At 62.5% G+C, this 20,411-nt stretch carries 19 protein-coding genes; 7 read left to right on the top strand and 12 right to left on the bottom strand.

Annotation, left to right across the window (positions count from 1 at the left end):
• The 4 genes from ACH2CW_RS13265 to ACH2CW_RS13250 form a co-directional block, all read right to left on the bottom strand.
• A partial coding sequence (locus ACH2CW_RS13265) for an ABC transporter permease subunit (RefSeq protein ID WP_395058882.1) occupies nt 1-412 on the bottom strand: 412 nt, incomplete at its 3' end.
• Between the two features lie 109 nt (nt 413-521).
• On the bottom strand, nt 522-1,421 hold the full coding sequence (locus tag ACH2CW_RS13260; RefSeq protein WP_395058880.1) for a transporter substrate-binding domain-containing protein: 900 nt from the start codon (nt 1,419-1,421) through the stop codon (nt 522-524).
• Nucleotides 1,422-1,857: 436 nt separating this feature from the next.
• Complete coding sequence (locus tag ACH2CW_RS13255; RefSeq protein ID WP_395058878.1) at nt 1,858-2,796, bottom strand: LysR substrate-binding domain-containing protein; 939 nt, start codon at nt 2,794-2,796, stop codon at nt 1,858-1,860.
• A 150-nt stretch (nt 2,797-2,946) separates the two neighbouring features.
• The gene (locus ACH2CW_RS13250; protein WP_395058876.1) at nt 2,947-4,854 is read right to left on the bottom strand and encodes an ABCB family ABC transporter ATP-binding protein/permease; all 1,908 of its coding nucleotides are present in this window, start codon (nt 4,852-4,854) and stop codon (nt 2,947-2,949) included.
• 47 nt (nt 4,855-4,901) lie between these two features.
• On the opposite strand from ACH2CW_RS13250, the gene ACH2CW_RS13245 reads away from it, so the two are divergent.
• On the top strand, nt 4,902-5,342 hold the full coding sequence (locus ACH2CW_RS13245; RefSeq protein WP_395058874.1) for an acyl-CoA thioesterase: 441 nt from the start codon (nt 4,902-4,904) through the stop codon (nt 5,340-5,342).
• A 63-nt stretch (nt 5,343-5,405) separates the two neighbouring features.
• Here the strand turns inward: ACH2CW_RS13245 and ACH2CW_RS13240 are convergent, their stop codons facing one another.
• From ACH2CW_RS13240 to ACH2CW_RS13230, 3 genes are read right to left on the bottom strand one after another with little or no spacing between them, the layout of a single operon-like run.
• A complete protein-coding gene (locus ACH2CW_RS13240) occupies nt 5,406-6,206 on the bottom strand; it encodes a crotonase/enoyl-CoA hydratase family protein (protein ID WP_395058872.1) in 801 nt (266 codons plus the stop codon).
• Nucleotides 6,203-6,592: a hypothetical protein gene (locus tag ACH2CW_RS13235; protein WP_395058870.1), complete on the bottom strand. Its 390-nt coding sequence runs from the start codon at nt 6,590-6,592 to the stop codon at nt 6,203-6,205. The genes ACH2CW_RS13240 and ACH2CW_RS13235 overlap by 4 nt, the downstream gene beginning before the upstream one ends.
• Nucleotides 6,589-7,980 carry an acyclic terpene utilization AtuA family protein gene (locus ACH2CW_RS13230; protein ID WP_395058868.1) on the bottom strand — a complete coding sequence of 464 codons (1,392 nt, stop codon included), beginning with the start codon at nt 7,978-7,980 and terminating at the stop codon, nt 6,589-6,591. The genes ACH2CW_RS13235 and ACH2CW_RS13230 overlap by 4 nt, the downstream gene beginning before the upstream one ends.
• A 123-nt stretch (nt 7,981-8,103) precedes the next feature.
• Between ACH2CW_RS13230 and ACH2CW_RS13225 the strand changes: the two genes are divergently transcribed.
• The 6 genes from ACH2CW_RS13225 to ACH2CW_RS13200 all read left to right on the top strand — a co-directional run bounded on the left by ACH2CW_RS13225 (nt 8,104) and on the right by ACH2CW_RS13200 (nt 15,003).
• Entirely contained in the window at nt 8,104-8,979 is an 876-nt protein-coding gene (locus ACH2CW_RS13225; RefSeq protein WP_395058866.1) for a branched-chain amino acid ABC transporter permease, read from the top strand.
• A gap of 5 nt (nt 8,980-8,984) precedes the next feature.
• The gene (locus tag ACH2CW_RS13220; RefSeq protein WP_395058864.1) at nt 8,985-10,061 is read left to right on the top strand and encodes a branched-chain amino acid ABC transporter permease; all 1,077 of its coding nucleotides are present in this window, start codon (nt 8,985-8,987) and stop codon (nt 10,059-10,061) included.
• Between the two features lie 5 nt (nt 10,062-10,066).
• Nucleotides 10,067-10,909 carry an ABC transporter ATP-binding protein gene (locus ACH2CW_RS13215; protein ID WP_395058862.1) on the top strand — a complete coding sequence of 281 codons (843 nt, stop codon included), beginning with the start codon at nt 10,067-10,069 and terminating at the stop codon, nt 10,907-10,909.
• A complete protein-coding gene (locus ACH2CW_RS13210; protein ID WP_395058860.1) occupies nt 10,906-11,703 on the top strand; it encodes an ABC transporter ATP-binding protein in 798 nt (265 codons plus the stop codon). Before ACH2CW_RS13215 ends, ACH2CW_RS13210 begins: the two co-directional genes overlap by 4 nt.
• A gap of 114 nt (nt 11,704-11,817) precedes the next feature.
• Nucleotides 11,818-13,674, top strand: a complete 1,857-nt coding sequence (locus ACH2CW_RS13205) for an AMP-dependent synthetase/ligase (RefSeq protein WP_395058858.1) — start codon at nt 11,818-11,820, stop codon at nt 13,672-13,674.
• A 171-nt stretch (nt 13,675-13,845) separates the two neighbouring features.
• Nucleotides 13,846-15,003, top strand: a complete 1,158-nt coding sequence (locus ACH2CW_RS13200; RefSeq protein WP_395058856.1) for an ABC transporter substrate-binding protein — start codon at nt 13,846-13,848, stop codon at nt 15,001-15,003.
• Nucleotides 15,004-15,052: 49 nt separating this feature from the next.
• Here the strand turns inward: ACH2CW_RS13200 and ACH2CW_RS13195 are convergent, their stop codons facing one another.
• From ACH2CW_RS13195 to ACH2CW_RS13175, 5 genes are all read right to left on the bottom strand, one after another.
• The gene (locus ACH2CW_RS13195) at nt 15,053-15,544 is read right to left on the bottom strand and encodes a thioesterase family protein (RefSeq protein WP_395058854.1); all 492 of its coding nucleotides are present in this window, start codon (nt 15,542-15,544) and stop codon (nt 15,053-15,055) included.
• Nucleotides 15,541-16,701, bottom strand: coding sequence for an acyl-CoA dehydrogenase family protein (locus ACH2CW_RS13190; protein WP_395058852.1), 1,161 nt, complete (start codon nt 16,699-16,701; stop codon nt 15,541-15,543). Before ACH2CW_RS13190 ends, ACH2CW_RS13195 begins: the two co-directional genes overlap by 4 nt.
• Entirely contained in the window at nt 16,698-18,644 is a 1,947-nt protein-coding gene (locus tag ACH2CW_RS13185; protein WP_395058850.1) for an acetyl/propionyl/methylcrotonyl-CoA carboxylase subunit alpha, read from the bottom strand. The genes ACH2CW_RS13190 and ACH2CW_RS13185 overlap by 4 nt, the downstream gene beginning before the upstream one ends.
• On the bottom strand, nt 18,641-19,447 hold the full coding sequence (locus tag ACH2CW_RS13180; protein ID WP_395058848.1) for an enoyl-CoA hydratase/isomerase family protein: 807 nt from the start codon (nt 19,445-19,447) through the stop codon (nt 18,641-18,643). The genes ACH2CW_RS13185 and ACH2CW_RS13180 overlap by 4 nt, the downstream gene beginning before the upstream one ends.
• Nucleotides 19,447-20,411 (bottom strand): acyl-CoA dehydrogenase family protein (locus tag ACH2CW_RS13175; RefSeq protein ID WP_395058846.1); only part of this gene is annotated, 965 nt, incomplete at its 5' end. The genes ACH2CW_RS13180 and ACH2CW_RS13175, both read right to left, overlap by 1 nt.

Genomic DNA, 20,411 nt, shown 5'->3' with positions numbered 1-20,411 from the left:
AGCCCACCGCCATGCCGGCATAACGCTGGCCGCGCGGCAGCGCCTGCACACCGGCACGCACCTGTTCGGCAATACGTGCAGAGGTGAAAAAGCCCAGTGCAAAAACGACCAGCAGGAAGCTGGGCACCTGCTGCATCACCGGGAAAATTTTGGGCACCACAAAGTACCAGATGAAAATCTGCACCAGCAGCGGAATGTTGCGGAACAACTCGACCCAGACGTTGGCCAGCCGGACCAGCCAAGGGCTGTTGGGCAGGGTGCGCAGGGTGCCCATCAGGCTGCCCGTCAGCATCGCCACCACCCAGGAGCAACCCGCAACGGCCAGGGTCCAGCCCCAGGCGTCCATCATCCATTGCAAATAGGTACGGCCGCTACCGTCGTCGTTCAAAAATACTTGCCAATCCCAGCTCATGGTGACTCCGCCAAAAAGTGTGCGCTTCGATCTGTTGTTGTCAGCGCTTAAAAAACAAACCCCGCCAGAACTGTCACAGACGGGGTTTGTGGTTCAGCTCACGCCGGACTTATTTCTTGGCGTAATCTTCCATTGGCTTGTCATTGGGCGTGGCCCAGGCAGCCTTGGTGCTTTCACTGACAGCCAGCCCAACGCGACTGTTTTTCGGGGGGATCGGCTGCATGAACCACTTGTCCCAGGCTTTGGCCATGTCGCCAGACTTGATCATGGCGGTGATGGTGTCGGTACCGATTTTCTTGAGGCCAGCATCGTCCTTGCGGATCATGATGGCGATCGGCTCCACGCTCAACACTTCACCGACGATCTTGAAGTCAGCCGGATTTTTGGAGGTGGCAATGTTGCCGGCCAGGATGGCGCCGTCCATCACAAAAGCGTCCGCACGGCCGGACTCCAGCAGCAGGAAGCTGTCAGAGTGGTCTTTGCCGAAGATTTCCTTGAAGTCGATGCCGCCGGCGCGTTCGTTCTTGCGCAGGGTCTGCACCGAGGTCGTGCCCGTGGTGGTGGCCACGTTTTTGCCATTGAGCTGGGCAATCGAGGTGATGCCGGAATTGGCTTTCACAGCGATGCGCACTTCTTCAACAAAGGTCGTGGGCAGGAAAGACACGTCTTTCAGGCGCGTGGCGTTGTTGGTGGTCGAGCCGCACTCGATGTCCACCGTGCCGTTTTGCACCAGCGGAATGCGGTTTTGTGAGGTCACAGGCAGGTATTTGACTTCCAGCTTGCGGCCCACGGCTTTTTCGACATCGGCGATGACGCGCTGGCAGATTTCAACGTGGAAACCGGCGTACTTGCCGTCACCCAGGGTGTAGGACAACGCGCCCGACGAATCGCGAACACCCATGGTGATCACGCCGGAAGCCTTGACTTTGGCCAGGGTATCGTTGGCCTGGGCAAAAACGCCGGAGGTGGTCAGGACGGCAATTGCCAATGCGGCGAGTTTGAGTTTCATGAAATTTCCTTCAGTTGATGAAATTGTTAATGACGCCATTCTAAGGAGCCGGTTATGGGACCATGCCCAAGGTTTACCCCAGCCCTCAACGCGCCAGCCGATGGACTGGTATGTCCTGGAACGCGCCGGATGAGCCCTTGGCTGACCGCGTGCGGGTAAAGCTGCAGCGCAGAAAGGCAAAGAGCAAATTCAGCAAAGCGTATTCCCCAAGACAGTGCCAGCCTTCATATCGGCAGAACCGTGTCGTCAAGCTAAGCAGTCTTTGTGCCAACCCTTGGTAAGCCCTTGGCAGGCCTCGTCAGAAAGTCACCCTCGCTGCATCACAGAACGTCCCGGACTGTAAATTTACGGCCGCCGAAAAGCCAATGCTGATACGACGCACCTTCATGCATTTAATTTATAACCACCTAGGGTTGCCACCTAGTGGCCGCCGAGGCTAAGCGCGCTTTGCTGCCGGTTTGGGCAGCGCCTGGCTCTCGAGGTAGTTCCACAGCGCCTGCGCCGGGTTCTTGGCAGCAGCCTTGGTGGTCGGACGTTCGCGGTAGACCCGCAAGTCCATGGTCATTTCCAGCCCCGGGCCGGCGCTGACCAGCTTTTTCACACGCAGTTCCTTCTTGACGGCGCTGAACGGCAAGAAAGCAATGCCGTGCCCTTCGAGCGCCATGGCTTTCAGGCCCTCGGCCATGTCGGTTTCATACACCCGGTCCAGGTGGATGGCGGTGCTGGACTGCTTGAGGATCAGGTCCACCACGCGGCCCAGGTAGGCGCCGGACGCATAACCGAGGTAAGGCAGCGGCTGGCCGGCGCGTCCCGGCAGACGGTACAGCGGTGCGCCGTCGGCCTCGGCCTTGACGAAAGGCGCCAGCACCTCCTGCCCCAGGCTGATCATCTCGTAACGGTCGGCGTCGAGCTGGAAAGGCTGCGAGTCGTGGTGGTAAGCAATCAGCAGGTCGCAACTGCCTTCAACCAGACGCAGCACCGCGTCATGCACATTGAGCGCGATCAGCCGGCTCTTGATCGGGCCGAACTTCTCGCGCAGGCTGCTGACCCAGGCTGGAAAAAAGGTGAAGGCCAGCGAGTGCGGCACGGCGAACTCGATCACGTCCTGCCCGGCCGAGTTGTGGCCGCGCAGCATGGCGCGCGTCGATTGCAGGCCCTGCAGCATTTCCAGCGACTGGCTGTACAGGGTTTCGCCGGCCGGCGTCAGCCGTGTCGGGTAAGAGCTGCGGTCCACCAGGTCGGTGCCGGCCCAGGCCTCCAGCGCCTGGATGCGCCGCGAGAATGCCGGTTGCGTCACGTGGCGCAGCGTGGCTGAGCGGCTGAAGCTCCGGGTTTCAGCGAGACTGACAAAATCTTCCAGCCATTTGGTTTCCATGGCTTCAATTATGCGAGCGGTGCGGCGGCATGGCTCTACGGAAATCCCTCACGTGCACCCACCGGAATTCGGGATGACTTGTTCATGCTATGAATTAGATAGCTGATAGCGCCCGCCCCTTATGGGCTAGAGGCCGAAAATGCTTGAAATCTATTCGGAACTCTGCTGCAGCGCCCACATGGACGCATAACGCCCGCCCAGGGCCAGCAGCGCCGCGTGGGTGCCGCGCTCGATGATCTGGCCGGCTTCCATCACCAGGATTTCATGCGCATCCACCACGGTGGACAGGCGGTGCGCCACCACCAGCGTGGTCTTGTTTTCGGCGATGCTGCGCAGCTCGGCCTGGATCGCGCGTTCATTGGCCGAGTCCAGCGCCGAGGTGGCCTCATCAAAAATCATGATGGGCGGGTTTTTCAGCAGGGTGCGCGCGATGGCCACCCGCTGCTTTTCGCCGCCAGAGAGTTTCAGCCCGCGCTCGCCGACCATGGTGGCATAGCCGGCCGGGGTCGAGCTGATGAAGTCGTGGATACGCGCGGCGCGGGCGGCTTCTTCTACCTGGGCGCGGCTGGCGCCGGGCTGGCCGTAGGCAATGTTGTATTCGACCGTGTCGTTGAACAGCACGGTGTCCTGCGGCACGATGCCGATGGCCTGGCGCAGGCTAGCCTGCGTCACCTCACGGATGTCCTGACCGGCGATGGTGATGCGGCCCCCGTCGACGCCGGGCCGCCCCAAGTCGGCGGCGGCCCCCTCGGGGGGCAGCGAGCCACTCGCAGAGGGCGAGCGTGGGGGCGCAACGCCGACATCGTAAAAGCGAAACAGCAGGCGCGCCAGTGTGGACTTGCCAGCGCCGGAGGAGCCGACCACCGCCACCGTTTTCCCCGGCGGGATCTCGAAGCTGATGTTGTGCAGGATGGGCCGCGACGCCTCATAGGCGAAGCTGACGTTCTCAAAACGCACGGCGGGCGAGGCCTGCAGCGCCAGCGCGGACGCGCCGGGCCGGTCAGCGATCTCGCGCTCCTTTTCCATCAGGGTGAACATCTTGGACAGGTCGGTCAGGCTTTGCTTGATCTCGCGGTAGAGCACGCCCAGGAAACCCAGCGGGATGTAGAGCTGGATCATGAAGGCGTTGACCATGACCAGGTCGCCCAGCGTCATGCGGCCGTCGACCACGCCCTGGGTCGCGCGCCAGAGCATGGCGACCAGGCCGGCGGCGATGATCAGTTGCTGGCCGGTGTTGAGCAAACTCAGCGTGGTCTGGCTCTTGACCGCGGCGCGGCGGTAACGCAAGAGATTTTCGTCGTAACGCCTGGCCTCGAAGTCTTCGTTGTTGAAGTACTTGACGGTTTCGTAGTTCAGCAGCGAGTCGATGGCCCGGCTGTGCGCTGACGAGTCCAGCTCGTTCATTTCCTTGCGGAATTTGGTGCGCCATTCGGTCACCGTGACGGTGAAGGTGATGTAAAACACCAGCGCAATGATGGTGATGCCGGCAAACCAGATGTCGAATTTGACCGCCAGCAGCGTCAGCACCAGCGTGACTTCGATCAGCGTCGGGATGATGCTGTACAGCGAGTACGAGATCAGCGAATGCACGCCGCGGGTGCCGCGCTCGATGTCGCGTGTCATGCCGCCGGTCTGGCGTTCCAGGTGAAAACGCAGGCTCAGGGCATGCAGATGCCGGAACACTTCCAGCGAGATGCGGCGCGCCGCGCCTTCGGTGGCCTTGGCGAACACCAGCTCGCGCAGCTCGGTGAACAGCGAGGTCGACAAACGCAGCAGCCCGTAACCCACCAGCAGCGCGGCCGGGACGACGAGCACAACCTGCACGTCGCCGGGTTTGAAGCTCATCGCATCGACCAGGTTTTTCAGCAGCAGCGGCACGCCGACGTTGGCGACCTTGGCGCCGACCATGAAGCTCAGCGCCGCCAGCACCCGCCATTTGTACTCCCACAGGTAGGGAAACAGGCGCTTGAGCGTGGCCCAGTCAGAGCGGTTCGGTTCGGGGGGAGAAGGGGCGCCGGGCGCTTTGGGCGCTTCGGCTGCGGGGGCATAGGAGCGCATCGGAGACAATTGTGCTGTTGTTTTAATTTCCACCACCGATTGTGCCTATGTCCACCGAATCCAGCCTTCCCCATGACCCCTTGAGCGTCAAGCTGCCCCTGGACAAGGAGCTGGTGCTCAAGGTCATCCCGATGCCCGCCGATTGCAATGCCAACGGCGACATCTTTGGCGGCTGGGTCATGGCCCAGGTCGACCTGGCCGGCTCGGTGATCCCGGCGCGTTATGCCGAGGGCCGCATGGCCACGGTGGCGGTCAATGAGTTCATCTTCAAGCAGCCGGTGCGGGTCGGCGACATCCTGTCCTTTTATTCGGAACTCACGCGAATTGGTCGCACCTCGATGACGGTCAAGGTCGAGGTGTATGCGGAGCGCTTCCGCTCCCAGGGGCGTTACATCAAGGTGACCGAGGCCAGCGTGACCTATGTGGCGATCGACGACGCCGGTCAGCCGCGGCCGGTGCCGCCGTCCTCACTGCCGCGCCCGCAGTAAATTCGCTCTGTTTTTGATAGCTGCTCACGCCAGTCCGGCATGGGCTAAAGGCCTATTACCCTCTTAAAACTTGCCGTGCCGGCCCTGCCCGCCGGCAAAACGCGCCGCGCCCTGCAGGCCTTCACCGATACATTCCCGGCCGCGGTCCCACTCCTGCTTGAGCGCCTGCGGCAGCGGCAGATCCCACTGTGTATACGCACTCTGGCGATCCGCCAGCATGGTTTTCTGCGGAAAAGCCGTGAGCTGTTGTGCCAATACCAGCGCCGCCTCGCGTGCCGTGCCGCGCGGCACCACCCGGTTGCACAGCCCCATCTGCAAGGCCTCAAGCGCCTCGACCTTGCGGCCGGTCAGGATCAGGTCCATCGCACGGCCCATGCCAACCAGGCGTGGCAGCCTCACCGTGCCGCCGTCAATCAGCGGCACGCCAAAACGCCGGCAATAGACGCCGAAGTAGGCGTCGTCTTCCATCACCCGCATGTCGCACCACAAGGCGAGCTCCATGCCGCCGGCAACGGCCGCGCCGCTGACGGCAGCAATCACCGGTTTGGACAGCAACAGACGCGAGGGACCCATGGGGCCGGCCGGGCTGCGGTCTTCCGCCTGAAACTCCAGGCCCGCAAACACCCCGGCATCGCCACCCTGGGCTTCGCGCAGCATCTTCGCGCCAAACTGCAAATCCCAGCCAGCGCAAAAATGCCCATGCGCGCCGTGAAACACCGCGACTTTTGCGCTGTCATCGGCATCAAAGGCCAGAAATGCCTCGTACAGCGCACGCGCATGCGCGCTGTCCACCGCGTTGCGCACGTCGGGGCGGTCCAGCGTGATGACCGTGATCTCGCCGCCTTTTTCAATATGCACTGTCATTCTTCATTTCCCCACCAACCAACACGCGGCGCCGCCAGGCAGGCGGCGAGTTCCTGATCACTCACATTGATTTCCATGCGCAGCAAGGCCGCCGCCATGGACTTGCCGAGGTTGTCCAGGCGCAGGTTGCGCGCCCCGCCGCCCTGCAGCGCGTCGTGCAGCACCAGTTTGATCGCCAGGATGTTGGGCAGGTACCAACACTCGATCTTGCCCGGCAGCCAGGGTGCGAAGTGGTCCGTCACCCGCTGCGTCGTCACCTCACGCGCCAGCACAGCGTAACCGCCCGCGTTCCAGGCAAACAGGCCGAAGTCCACCCAGTCGGCCTTGTCCCCGCTGCGCGCATGGGCCAGATCTGCGAGCCGGACTTTTCGCACGGGCGGGTTCATGTCTGCAGCACCTCGACGCGCGTTCGCGATTCAACCGCCTGGCGGCCCATCAACGCCGGCCAGATGCCCAGCAACTCGCTGCTGTTGTGCAGGCCCTGAAATCCGCAGGTGTAGGCCGGCCCGCTCAACGCCATCCACGGAAACAGCCGCCCGAAACCGTCAGCGGCTTTTTTGTCGCGTGTGTGTATCACCATGCGCACCCAGACCTCGTTCAACTCCGCCAGCGCTTTGGTATCGGGCAGGGGTGCCAGCGCGCCGTGCGCCGAATTCAGCCCCGGAAACTCAACAAACAACGCCTCATGCGGCACGGCTTTGTCAGCCAGTTGTGCCTTCACCATCTCCACAGCGGCCAGCGCCTTGTCGTAGGCATCGGGCCAACTGAAGCCCCAGGTCACCTCGCCCTTGAAGCCGTCGCGGTAGCCGCCCACCAGCTTGAGTTGCTGCGGGCGCGCATGACCGGTGGCGCCCGTCAAACGCACGCGATCCTGACCGAGGTCTTCGAGCGTGACGGTGGACAGATCCAGCACCACATCGGGCGACATATAAGCATGCGGGTTGTGCACCTCGTACAGCAGTTGCTGGCGCACCGTGTCGAAGTTGATGCGGCCGCCGGTGCCCGGCGCTTTCATGATGACGGCACTGCCGTCTTCGCTGACCTCGGCAATCGGGTACCCAATATGGGCCAGGTCGGGAATGTCCTTCCAGGCGTGCAGACTGCCGAAGTTGCCGCCGCTGCCCTGGCCCGAACATTCGAGCAGATGCCCGACCGCCAGACCCTGTGCCAGGCGGTTCAGGTCGGGCGGTGTGGCGGGCTTGTCATCACCCAGATTCCAGTTGAACGCATGCGCCAGCGGTCCGAGGAAAAGTGCGGCGTCGGCGACACGGCCGGTGATCACAATGTCTGCGCCTTGCTGCAGTGCAGAAATGACGGGCCGCGCGCCGAGGTAGGCGTTGGCGAACACCATGCGATCACGCACCGTATCAAATGCAGCGCCGCTGAACATGTGTGGCGGCGCCAGGCCGGCGAGCTCTTGCAACACGTCGTCACCTGTCACAACGGCGACGCGCGCAGACCAGCCCCTGGCTGCAAAAGCGGTCCGGACCGCAGCCGCCGCACCGGCCGGATTGAGCCCGCCGGCGTTGCAGACAAAACGGACGTTTCGCTGCGCCATCGCCGGCCACAAGGCCATCAAAAATGGCACCACGTCCCTAGCGTAGCCCAGCGAGGCGTCGCGCTGTAAATCTTTCTGCAGGATGGCCAGTGTGAGCTCGGCGAGATGGTCGCTGACGATGTACTGAACCCCACCGCGTTCGATGCTGGCGAGCACCGGCTCCCATGCGTCTCCGTAGAAACCCAACCCGGCACCAATCCGGATTGATTTTTTCATTGAATGCAGCTCATGATCAACCCCGTCAAATTTCAAACCCGAAAAAACCGCGCCCCAACAGCGTCCGGCTGTGGGCTATTTTTACCAAGCGTCTGCTTTGTAAAAATTAATTGTGGAGTAAATGTGCAGTTATTGCAATTGATCATCGATGGCACCGCGCAAGGCTGTATTTACGGGTTGATCGCCCTGGGTTTTGTCCTCATTTACAAGGCCACCGAAACCGTGAGCTTCGCTCAGGGCGAACTCATGATGCTGGGCGCTTTCGGCGGCCTGGCCTGCATGACCATGCTGGGCTTTCCCTACTGGCTGGCCATCCTCAGCTCGATTGCCGGCATGGCCCTGTTCGGCGTGTTGCTGGAGCGGCTGGTGATCCGCCCCATCCTCGGACAGCCGGCGTTTTCCATCGTGATGCTGACCATCGGTGTCGGCTATGTGGCGCGCGGGCTGATCACCATGATCCCCGGCATCGGCACCGAAACCCACACCCTGCCCGTGCCTTACAAGGACCAGATCTGGAACGTCGGCGCGCTGGTTCTCAATGTCGAAAAAATGGCTGTCATCGGCACCACCGCCGTGTTGTGCCTAGTGCTGTTTGCGGCCTTCAAGTACAGCAAGATCGGCATCGCGATGCAGGCCTCCTCGCAGAACCAGCTGGCCGCCTACTACATGGGTATTCCGGTCAAACGCATCAACGGCCTGGTGTGGGGGCTGGCGGCTGCGGTCGCGGCCGTGGCCGGCCTGCTGCTTGCGCCCATCACCTTTGTACACGCCAACATGGGTTTCATCGGCCTGAAGGCTTTCCCGGCGGCGGTGGTCGGCGGCTTTGGCAGCCTGCCCGGCGCGATTGTCGGTGGCCTGGTGATCGGCATTGTCGAATCGATGGCCGGCTTTTACGCACCCGACGGCATCAAGGACATCGCCGCCTATGTGGTGGTGCTGATCATGCTGATGGTCAAACCCAGTGGTTTGTTCGGCGAAAAACTCCGCAAGAAAGTCTGAGCCCCATGCGTTTTATTTTCAAGACCGATTACGGTCAGGACATCAAGCTTGCCAAACACGGCGGCCATGTGTTCTGGTACGGCGCATTGATGCTGCTGCTGGTGGCGGCGCCCTGGCTGTTTGCGGAATACTGGCTGGCGCAGCTCACCTTCATCCTGATCTATGCCATTGCCGGCCTGGGGCTGATGCTGCTGGCGGGCTTTACCGGCCTGTTCTCGCTCGGGCATGCGGCCTTTCTCGGTGTCGGTGCCTACACGCAGGCGGTGATGACCAATGCCGGCGTGCCTTTCCCGATTGCACTGGCCTGCGCTGCCGGCCTCTCGGCCGCCGTGGGCCTGGTGGTCGGGTTGCCGGCGCTGCGCGTCAAGGGCATTTACCTCGGCATGGCCACGCTGTCCTTCGGTTTCATCGTCGAGGAAGTGTTTGCGCGCTGGGAAAAGGTCACCGGCGGCAACGCCGGTATCCACATCAAGGCGCCCGACATGTTCGGCTGGAAGCTCGACAGCGGCGAGTCCTTTTATTTCCTTTGCCTGATTCTTGCTGTGGGTTCAACCCTGGCCATCCTGAACCTGCTGCGTTCACCGACCGGCCGCGCGTTTGTGGCGATTCGCGATTCGGAAATTTCCGCGCAGAGCATGGGCATTCACCTGGCCCGTTACAAGACCCTCTCGTTTGCACTGTCGGCGGCGCTGGCCGGTATTGCCGGCGCCCTGTATGCGCACAAGCTGCAATTCATCTCGCCTGAGCAGTTCAACATCCTGCAGTCGATTGACTTGCTGCTGATGATTGTGGTCGGCGGTGTCGGCTCGGTGCACGGCGCTTTTCTGGGGGCGATCTTCCTGATCTCGATGCCGCAGGCGATTGCGCTGGTCAAGGACTACCTGCCCGCCGCCATTGGCCAGGCGCCCGGCCTGCAGGGCGTGGTCTACGGCATGGTGCTGATCGCCTTTGTGCTGTTTGAGCCGCTCGGCCTGTATGGCCGCTGGCTCAAGATCCGCACCTACCTGCAGACCTTTCCGTTCTACCGCAAGGGCATGTTCAAGCGGCAGAAATCCTTCCAGAAATCGGATCGCCTCAAATGAGCGCCATGCAACAAACAATTGGCCAGCCACTGCTGGCGGCGCGCAATCTTAGCGTGCGTTTCGGCGGCGTACTGGCCGTCAACAACGTCAGCTTCGATGTCAAACAGGGCGAGGTTTTTACCCTGATCGGGCCCAACGGTGCGGGCAAGACCACGGTGTTCAACCTGATCAGCCGCATCTACACGCCGACCACCGGCGAGATCGACTACCTGGGTGCGAAGCTGACCGATCAGCCACCGCACAAGATCGCAGCGCTGGGCATCGCCCGTACCTTTCAGAACATTGAACTGTTTGAACACGCCACGGTGCTGCACAACCTGCTGATCGGCCGGCACACCCACCGCCAGACCGGCCTGTGGAGCGAAATTTTCTTTACCCGGAAAACCCGTGACGCTGAAATCCAGGCACGCGAAAAGGCCGAACAGGTCATCGACTTCCTGGACCTGCAGCACCACCGCGACTCCTACGTCGCCGGTCTGCCCTACGGCGTGCGCAAGGTGGTGGAACTGGCCCGCGCTTTGTGCACCGAGCCCAAGCTGCTCTTGCTCGACGAACCCTCTTCGGGCCTGAATGTTGAAGAAACCGATGACATGGCTTTCTGGATCCAGGACATCAAGAACGAATTGGGCATCACGGTGCTGATGGTGGAGCACGACATGACACTGGTCTCCAAGGTGTCCGACCGGGTGCTGGCGATGAACCAGGGCGAGGTGCTGGCCATGGGCACGCCGCGCGAGGTGCAGAACGATCCCGGCGTGATCGAAGCCTACCTGGGCTCCATCGACGACGTGTCTTCGCTGCGCCGACAGCACAAGGCCGTCGATGTCCATGCGGGGAGCCGATCATGAGCGCCGTGCGACCTCCCGTCAGTGACCAGCCCGTGCTCAAGCTGCTCAACGTCGAAAGCTCCTACGGCCCGATCAAGGCCATACGCGGTGTCAGCCTGCAGGTGCGCCGCGGCGAGATCGCCACCGTGCTGGGCTCCAACGGCGCTGGCAAAACGACCATTCTGAAAACCATCTCCGGCATCATCGACCCGCGAAAGGGATCGATTGAGTTCAAGGGCGGCAACATCACCGCGCAGGACCCGGCTTACATCGTGCAGCAGGGCCTGAGCCACGTGCCTGAAGGCCGCGAAGTGTTTCCGCTGCTCAGCGTGCGCGACAACCTGCTAATGGGCGCCTACACCCGCAAGGACCGCGACGGCGTGGCCAAAGACATCGAAGCGGTGTTCGGCTACTTCCCCATCCTGCGCGAGCGGGCCTTGCAGGACGCCGGCCTGCTGTCGGGCGGCCAGCAGCAGATGCTGTCCATCTCGCGCGCGCTGATGGCCTCGCCCGACCTGATCCTGCTCGACGAACCCAGCCTGGGCCTGTCCCCCAAGCTGACCAAGGAAATTTTCGAGATTGTGGTGCGCATCAACCGCGAGCGCGGCACCACGATTTTGCTGGTCGAACAAAACGCCAACATGGCCCTGAACGCCTCCGACTATGGCTACGTGCTGGAAAACGGCCGCATTGTGATGGAAGACACCTGTGCCCGCCTGCGGGAAAAGGAAGACATCAAGGAGTTCTACCTGGGCATGAAGGAAGACGGCGTACGCAGCGAGCGCCGCTGGAAGAAAAAGAAAACCTGGAGATGAAGATGACCGAAGAATTCGCCAAGCCGGGGCCGCGGATCTGGCTTTGCCAGTCCGCAGGCGCAGCGCCCCCCCGGGGGGCAGCGCAGCACACGCAGTGGCAAGCGTGGGGGCACTATGTCTAATCTCTGGGACCTCTCCCACATCCAGCCCGAAACCCGTGTGGTGCTCGAGGGCGAAACCATTCCGGCCCTGTTCTGGAACGGCGTGGCGCAGCGGCAGGACAAGGTCTGGATGCGGCAGAAAAAACTCGGCATCTGGCGCAGCTGGAGCTGGAACCAGACCGGCGAAGCGGTCAACGAGATTGCCGGCGGCCTGATGAGCCTGGGTTTCGGACCCGGCGAATGCGCCTCCATTCTGTCGAACACCGTCATCGAATGGGTGCTGGCTGACCTGGCCGTGCTCAGTTGCGGCGGCGTGGCCAACGGCATCTACCCGACCGATGCGGCTTCACAGGTGCATTACCTCTGCGAAGACTCTGCGACCCGCATCCTTTTCGTCGAGGACGACGAGCAACTTGACAAGGCACTTGAAGTGCGCAGCCAGCTCCCCGGCCTGCGCAAGATCGTGGTGTTCGACATGGAAGGCCTGCGCGACCTCGACGAGCCCGACGTCCTGAGCCTGGCGGCCCTGCGTGAGCTCGGCCGCGCCTGGCTGGCGCAGCACCCGGATGCGGTCCAGGCACGCGTCAAAGCGTGCCGCCCCGAAGACCTGGCCATTCTGGTCTACACCTCGGGCACCACCGGCAAGCCCAAAGGCGCCATGCACAACCACAAGGGGCTCGTGTTCACCGCGCGCGGCTACAACACGCTGGTGGCGCAGGACGAAAACGACGAACGCATGTGTTTTCTGCCGCTGTGCCACATTGCCGAACGCATGGGGGGCGAGTATTTTGCGCTGTACACCGGCGCCAAACTCAACTTTGTTGAAAACCCTGAGACGATTCCCGAGAACGTGCGCGAAATCGCCCCGACCGTTTTCACCGCCGTGCCGCGCGTCTGGGAAAAGTTTTACTCAGGCGTGATGATTTCGCTGAAGGAAGCCAGTCGTTTGCAGCAGGCCGCCTACGCCTGGGGCATCGGTGTGGGCACCGAGATTGCCGACAAAGTCATGGCCGACCAGCCGGTCAGCGGCTGGCTCAAACTCAAGTTCACGCTGGCTCGCTGGATCGCGCTCGACAACGCACGCAAGCTGATCGGCATTCACCGCGCCCGATTTTGTGTGACCGGCGCCGCACCGATCTCACCGGAACTCGTCAGGTGGTACATGGCGCTCGGCGTTCCGATGCTGGAGGTCTGGGGCATGACGGAAACCTGCGGTGCCGCCACGGGCGTGCCGGCCAGCCGCATCAAGCCCGGCTCGATTGGTCCGGCTGCGGGCTACAACGAAGTCAGGCTCGACCCGGCGACCGGAGAAATTCTGGTGCGCGGCACCAATGTTTTCATGGGCTACCTGAACCTGCCGGACAAAACGCGTGAAACCATCGACCCAGACGGCTGGCTGCACACCGGCGACGTGGGCCTGGTGGACGAGGAAGGTTTCTACCGCATCACCGACCGCATGAAGGACATCACCATCACGGCCGGCGGCAAAAACGTGACCCCCAGCGAACTGGAGAACGAACTCAAATTTTCGCCCTACGTCACCGATGCCGTGGTCATTGGCGACAAGCGGCCTTATCTCACCGCCATCATCATGATCGACCAGGAGAACGTCGAGAAGTATGCCCAGGACAACGATGTGCCTTTCAGCAACTACCAGAGCCTGACCCGTTCAGCGGAGGTGCAGGAGCTGATTCAGGCCGAGCTGGACCGGGTCAACAAGAAGTTTGCGCGGGTCGAGCAGATCAAGAAGTTTTTCCTGCTTGAGACGCAACTGAGCGCTGAAGACGAAGAACTGACGCCGACCATGAAGCTCAAACGCAAGCTGGTCGAGAAAAAATACGCGGAACAGATTGAGGCGATGTACCGCTAAGGACTCTCTGCGCAACTCCCGCCGCGCGCGGCGCGAGTTATGCAGAGGGTCCTTAAGTAGTTTCCCTTGCGTAGTTACGCCAGCTTGACTTTCGGGGGCCGGCGTCAAGAATGCATAGTGTTTCTCGCCTGTAGCAAGCAGGCGATGCCCCCTTTATTACAGGAGACTTTCATGACTTTTAAAACCACTCTGACACTGGCTGCGCTGGCACTGGCCGCCGGTCAGGGCATGGCCCAGCAGGGCGTGAGCAAAACCGAAATCACCCTGGGCTCGATCCAGGACCTGTCCGGACCGATTGCGGGCTTCGGCAAGCAGGCCCGGCTGGGCATGTTGCTGCGGGTCGACGAGATCAATGAGCAAGGCGGCATCAATGGCCGCAAACTCAGGATCATTGTGGAAGACTCGGCCTACGACCCCAAGAAGGCCGTGCTCGCAGCCCAGAAGCTGGTCAACCAGGACAAGATTTTCATGATGGTCGGCCACATCGGCACGGCGCAGAACCTGGCCGCCATGCCGGTGCAGTTCGACAAGAATGTGATCAACTTTTTCCCGATCACGGCAGCACGCGAGATGTACGAGCCCTTCCACAAGCTCAAGTACTCCTTCGCCGCGACCTACTTCGACCAGATGCGCAATGCAGCGCCCAAACTGGTCAAGGAAAAAGGCATCAAAAAAGTCTGCACCATGTACCAGGACGACGAGTTCGGCCTGGAAGTCATGCGTGGCGGCGAGGCCGGCCTGAAAACCATAGGCATGGAGTTCGCCGAAAAAACCTCCTACAAGCGCGGTGCAACAGATTTTTCATCACAAGTCGCCAAGATGAAGTCTTCGGGTTGCGAGATGGTGGTGCTGGGCACCATCATCCGCGAGACCATTGGCGCCATTGGCGAGTCACGCAAGACCGGCTTTAACCCGGTGTTCCTGGGCTCCAGCGCGGCCTACACCGACCTGATTCACAAGCTGGGCGGCCCGGCCATGAATGGTTTGTACGCCACGATGACGGTTCAAAACCCCTATCTGGATGAGGCGTCGCAGCCAATCCGGTTCTGGGCCAACAAGTACAAAACCAAGTTCAATGAAGACCCAACAGTGTTCTCGGTCTACGGCTACAACATCATCGACACCTTCGCCAAAGCAGCCCAGAAAGCCGGTCCCAACCTGACCACCGACAGCTACATCAAGGTGATGGACACCATGGTCATCCCGCCCGACATGTTCGGTAGCGCCCAGGCCACGTTCTCGCCCACCAAGCGTCTGGGCAGCGATGCATCGCGGCTGTCGCAGATCACCGAGGGCAAATGGAAGCCGGTGTCCGAGTACATCAAATAAGCCCCCACGCGGTTGACCAAAAAAGAAAGCCACCCTCGGGTGGCTTTTTTCATGACACGATGTAAGCGCCCGCGCCGGTGGACAGCAGCTTGCCGTCTGCCCCGAGAAACTCCATGCGGGTGCTGGCCACCCGGGAGCCCAGGCGCATGACCTCAGCGCGCAACTCGAAATGGTCGCTGATGCCGGGGCGCAGGTAGTCCACCCGCAGGTCGATGGTGCCGAGCTTGCTGAAACGCTGCAGCCGCTGCAGCGGTGACTCGTCCATGTGGCGCGCACCGATGGCGGCCATCACCGCCAGCCCGCCCATGGCATCGAGTCCGGCGCTGATCACGCCGCCGTGGATGCGGTTGTGCGCGTAGTGGCCGACCAATTGATCTGTCATGGTGATGCGCGCGGCAACACGCTCTGGCGAAAGCAGGGTGATTTTCAGCCCCAGCACACGGTTGAAGACGATTTTTTCTTCAAACAGCGTTTTCAGACCGGCAACAAATTCAGGTTCAAACTCGACGGGGCTTGGGGCCGGGGGGGTGATTTTGCTCATAGGCCCAATTGTCGTGCAGCGAGGTCTTTCATGATTTCTTCAGCGCCACCGCCAATCATCATGACCTTGACCTCGCGGTAGATACGTTCGCTTTTTGTACCGCGCATGAAACCCATGCCGCCGAGGATCTGCACCGCCTGGTCGGCACAGAACTGCATGGTCTGCGTCGCGTGGTTCTTGAGCATGCAGACCTGGGCCACCCAGTCAGGGCCCTGGTCACCAGCATCGGCACGGTCGGCCACCGCGTCGACCCAGGCCTGCGTGGAAGCGATGCGCATCTGCATGTCCACCAGCTTGTGGCGGACCACCTGCTTGTCCGACAGCATGCCCCCAAAGGCCTTGCGCTGGCGCGCCCAGTGCAGCGCCTCGTCATAACAGGCTTGCGCAAAACCCAGGGCGGCGGCGGACATCGCCATCCGTTCGCCGTTGAAGTTGCTCATGATGATTTTGAAGCCGCCGCCCTCCTCGCCCAGCAAATGGCTGGCAGGCACCCGTACGCCGTCAAAGCGCAAATGTGCGGTGTCGGAGCACCACCAGCCCATTTTCTGCAGCGCGGTGCGGGACAGGCCAGGGCTGTCGCCGGTCACCAGCACCATCGAAATGCCACCGGCGCCTTTGCTTCCAGCATCCCCGGTGCGCACTGCCACGGTGATGACGTCGGCCCGCATGCCCGAGGTGATAAAGACCTTTTCGCCGTCAATCACGAAGTCGTCGCCGTCGCGCCGCGCCGTCGTCCGCAGGGCCGCCACGTCGGAGCCCCCACCGGGCTCGGTGATCGCCAGTGCCGCAATTTTTTCGCCGCGCAACACGGCCGGAATTACCGCCTGCTGCAAGGCCGTCGATCCGTGCGCCAGCACTGGCGGCAAACCGATGTTGTGCGAAAACAGGCTGGCCAGCACACCGCCGCTGCCGCCATAACGGCACAGCGCCAGCGTCATCGCATGGCGCATCCGCCAGGATGCGGGCGTGCCGCCGACCGCCTCGGGGTAACCCAGGGCCAGCAGGCCCAGATCAGCTGCCTGGCGGTACAGCGCGCGCGGAAATTCGCCGGCATCGTCCCACTGGCTGACATGCGGCGCAATCTCACGCTGGGCAAATCGCCTGACCGATTCGCTGATGTCGGCCAGGGCCTCCAGATCAAAAGGCCGCGGCGTCATGCTTCAAACCTCAGCAGCACCTGGCCGGTCGCGGTCTGCTGACCTGGCGCTACTTCCACCGCCGCGACAACAGCATCACGCGTGGCACACACCGCGTGTTCCAGCTTCATCGATTCGATCACCAGCAAGGTGTCGCCACGCTGGACTTTCTCGCCAGCCGAGACCTTGACGGCGAGCAGTTTGCCGTTGAACGGTGCCCGCAGTTCCATCGCGCGGTTGGCCCATGCCGGGCCGGCAGCCGGCGCAAAGCTCGCGTCCCTGAGCCAGACGTCGGTGGCGCCGACCTGCACATGCCACCGCCCATCTGCCACCTGGCAAGCCTGCACGCTGCTGCGCAGACCATCCACGGTGACGACCATCGGGCCGCCGCCGGTGCGCGTGCAGGTAGCGAGGTGCTGCTGCGCACCACACATAATTTCCAGCCGTCCCGAGCCGGTTTCGGTCACGGTGATCGCCAGCACCTGCTCGCCATGCAACAGCCGCAGCGTTTTGGTGAAAGGACAGGGCAAGGCCTGCGCCGCGCCCGACCCTGCGCCAAAGTGCACGGCCAGCGCGGCAGGCAACAGCACCTGTCCTTGCCGGTCGTGCAGGCGCTTGCGGATACTGTCGCCGTGTTCGGCCAGGAACGGAATCAAGGCCTGACCGGCCCTGAATACCGGGTGCGCCAGACAGGCGGCGAGGAAAGCGCGGTTGGTCGGCAGCCCCAGCACCTGCGTGCCTGCCAGCGCAGCCATCATCTTTTCAATCGCTTCGCTGCGGCTGGCGCCGTGAACAATGAGTTTGCCGAGCATGGCGTCGTAATACGGCGTGACCTCGCCGCCGGACTGCAGGGCGTGGTCGAAACGGACATGGGCGGGTGCCATGAAGTGCTGCACCCGGCCGGTGTGTGGTGAAAAGTTGTCGTCTTCCGCGCACAGCCTGACTTCGATGGCATGGCCGCTGAACGTTACCTGCTCCTGGCGCAGCGGCAGGGGTTCACCCTGAGCAACACGCAACTGCCATTCGACCAGGTCCAGTCCGGTCAGGGCTTCGGTCACGGGGTGTTCAACTTGGAGGCGCGTATTCATCTCCATGAGAAAGAACTCGCCCTTCTCATCGACTAAAAATTCCACCGTGCCTGCGCCCACGTATCCGGCGGCCTGCGCCAGCGCGACCGCACAGGCGCCCATGCGCTCGCGCAAGTCAGGGTTCACTGCCGGGCTCGGCGACTCCTCGATCAGTTTCTGGTGGCGGCGCTGCACCGAACAGTCCCGCTCGCCGAGATGGATGCAGTGACCCTGCGCATCGGCAAACACCTGTACCTCGACATGGCGCGGGCTCAAGAGCGCGCGTTCGAGCAGCAACTCGCCGTTGCCGAAGGACGACAAGGCTTCGGAACGGGCGCTGTCCAAGGCAGCCAGCAACCCGGAAGCCTGGGTCACCAGGCGCATCCCGCGGCCGCCCCCGCCGGCCGTGGCCTTGACCATCAGCGGGTAGCCCACTTTGACGGCCTCGGCCAGCAGCCGGTCATTCGATTGATCACCGCCCTGGTAGCCCCGCAGGCAGGGAATATTTTTCGCCAGCGCGAGCTCCTTGGCAGCCGCCTTGTTGCCGAGCGCACGTATCGCGGCCGGCGGCGGGCCGACCCAGACAAGGCCAGCGTCCAGCACCGCCTGCGCGAAGTCGGCGTTTTCGCTCAGGAAGCCATAACCGGGATGCACCGCATCGGCGCCGCTGGCCTGGGCGGCGGCCAGCAACTTGTCGACACGCAGATAGGACTCCGCCGACGAATTGCCCCCCAGCGCCACCGCGCTGTCGGCCTCAAGCACATGCAGGGCCCCGGCGTCGGCATCGGAATACACCGCCACAGTGGCCATGCCCAGGCGATGCGCGGTGCGCTGAATGCGCCGCGCAATCTCGCCCCGGTTGGCGATCAGCAGGCGGCGAATGATCGTGGTGCTCATGCCGCCCAGCCCGGTTTGCGCTTGTCGGCAAATGCCGCCAGACCTTCTGCCGCCTCCGGGCTGCGCAAATTTGCTACAAATTTAATAGCTGCTTGCACAGGCAGGTCATGGGCTACAGGCGTATTTAACATACAAAACAAGGCCTTGGTATGCGCCACGGCACCGGGCGCCGCGCGGCGCAGCATGCTGATGCGCTGCGTCAACGCAGTCTGCAGATCAGGGGCAAGCTCATCGGCGAGACCCAGCGCCAGCGCCAGCGCCTGGTCTGCAGAGAGTTTTTCCCCAGACAGCAGCAGCCGACGTGCCGCGCGGTCACCGAGGCGGCGATGAACAACAATGGCGATCTGCGCCGGCACCACCCCCAGCGTCACTTCAGGGGCAGCAAACACAGCCGTTGGCGTTGCCAGCACAAAGTCGGCGCAGCACACCAGGCCCAGGCCCCCGCCCATGGCCGGGCCGTCAACGGCGACCAGCAGCATTTGCGGCAGGGCGCACAAAGCCTCAAGCAAGCTACCGAAACCGGCATTCATCGCAATCAGCGGGTCGGTCTGGCCGGCGGGCAAGGCCTGGCCTATCGACGCCGCAAAACCACCGAGGCTGCCGCCGGCGCAGAACGCACCACCGCCGCCCTGCAGCACCACGAAGCGCAGCGTGTTATCGGTGGCTGCGCGCTGGCAGGCCTGGCGCAGCGCGCCCACCAACTCGTCAGTCAGCGCGTTGCGCGTGGCAGGGTCGTGGAGCGTCCAGGACTCGACCTCGCCGGCGCGGGTGATCTGCAGCTTGCCGGGCAGTGTGCTGTCCATCAGGCGGCGGGTTTCCGGCTTTTGGACAAGCCCATGGTTTTGGCGATGATGCCCATCATCACCTCGTCGGCGCCGCCGCCTATGGACGCCAGACGACCGTCGCGGTACATGCGCGCGACCTTGTTCTCCCAGGTGAACCCCATGCCGCCCCAGAACTGCAAGCAGGTGTCGGGCACCAGCCGGTTCAGGCGACCGGCCTTGAGTTTGGCCATGGAGGCCAGCTCGGTCACGTCCTGGCCCTGCACATAAAGTTCGCAGGCGCGGTAGGTCATGGCGCGCAGGCTTTCGACCTCGGTTTTCATCTCGGCCAGCTTGAACTGAACCCACTGCTGATCAGCCAGGGTGGCGCCGAACAGCTTGCGCTCGTGTGCCCACTCGACGGTCCATTCCACGCAATTGCTCAGCGACTGGATGCAACTGGCGGCGCACCACAGCCGCTCCTCCTGGAACTGCATCATCTGGTACATGAAGCCCGAACCCTCGGCACCGATCAGGTAGCGCTGCGGCACCCGCACCTCGTCAAAATAAATCAGGCCGGTGTCGCTGGCGTTCATGCCGATCTTCTTGATCTTTTTACCGACCTCGATGCCCTTGCGCAGCTTGCCGCCTTCGCGCATGGGCACCATCACCAGGCTTTTGTTCTTGTGCTGCGGACCGTCACCGGTATTTACCAGCATGCACATCCAGTCGGCCTGCAGGCTGTTGGTGATCCACATCTTCTGACCGCTGATCACGTAGTCGTCGCCGTCCTTGCGCGCCACGCTCTTGATGGCCGACACGTCGCTGCCGGCGCCGGGTTCGCTCACACCGATACAGCCCACCATCTCGCCCGCGATGGCCGGCGCGAGAAAGTCGCGTTTGAGTTCTTCGCTGCCAAAGCGTGCCAGCGCGGGCGTGGCCATGTCGGTCTGTACGCCAATCGCCATCGGGATGCCGCCGCAGTGGATGTGTCCCAGCGTTTCCG

Origin of the sequence: Polaromonas sp. (assembly GCF_043778355.1) — a bacterium.
Lineage (GTDB): Bacteria > Pseudomonadota > Gammaproteobacteria > Burkholderiales > Burkholderiaceae_C > Polaromonas.
The sequence above is the reverse complement of the archived record's forward strand: the minus strand, read 5'-3'. Positions and strand labels throughout refer to the sequence as shown.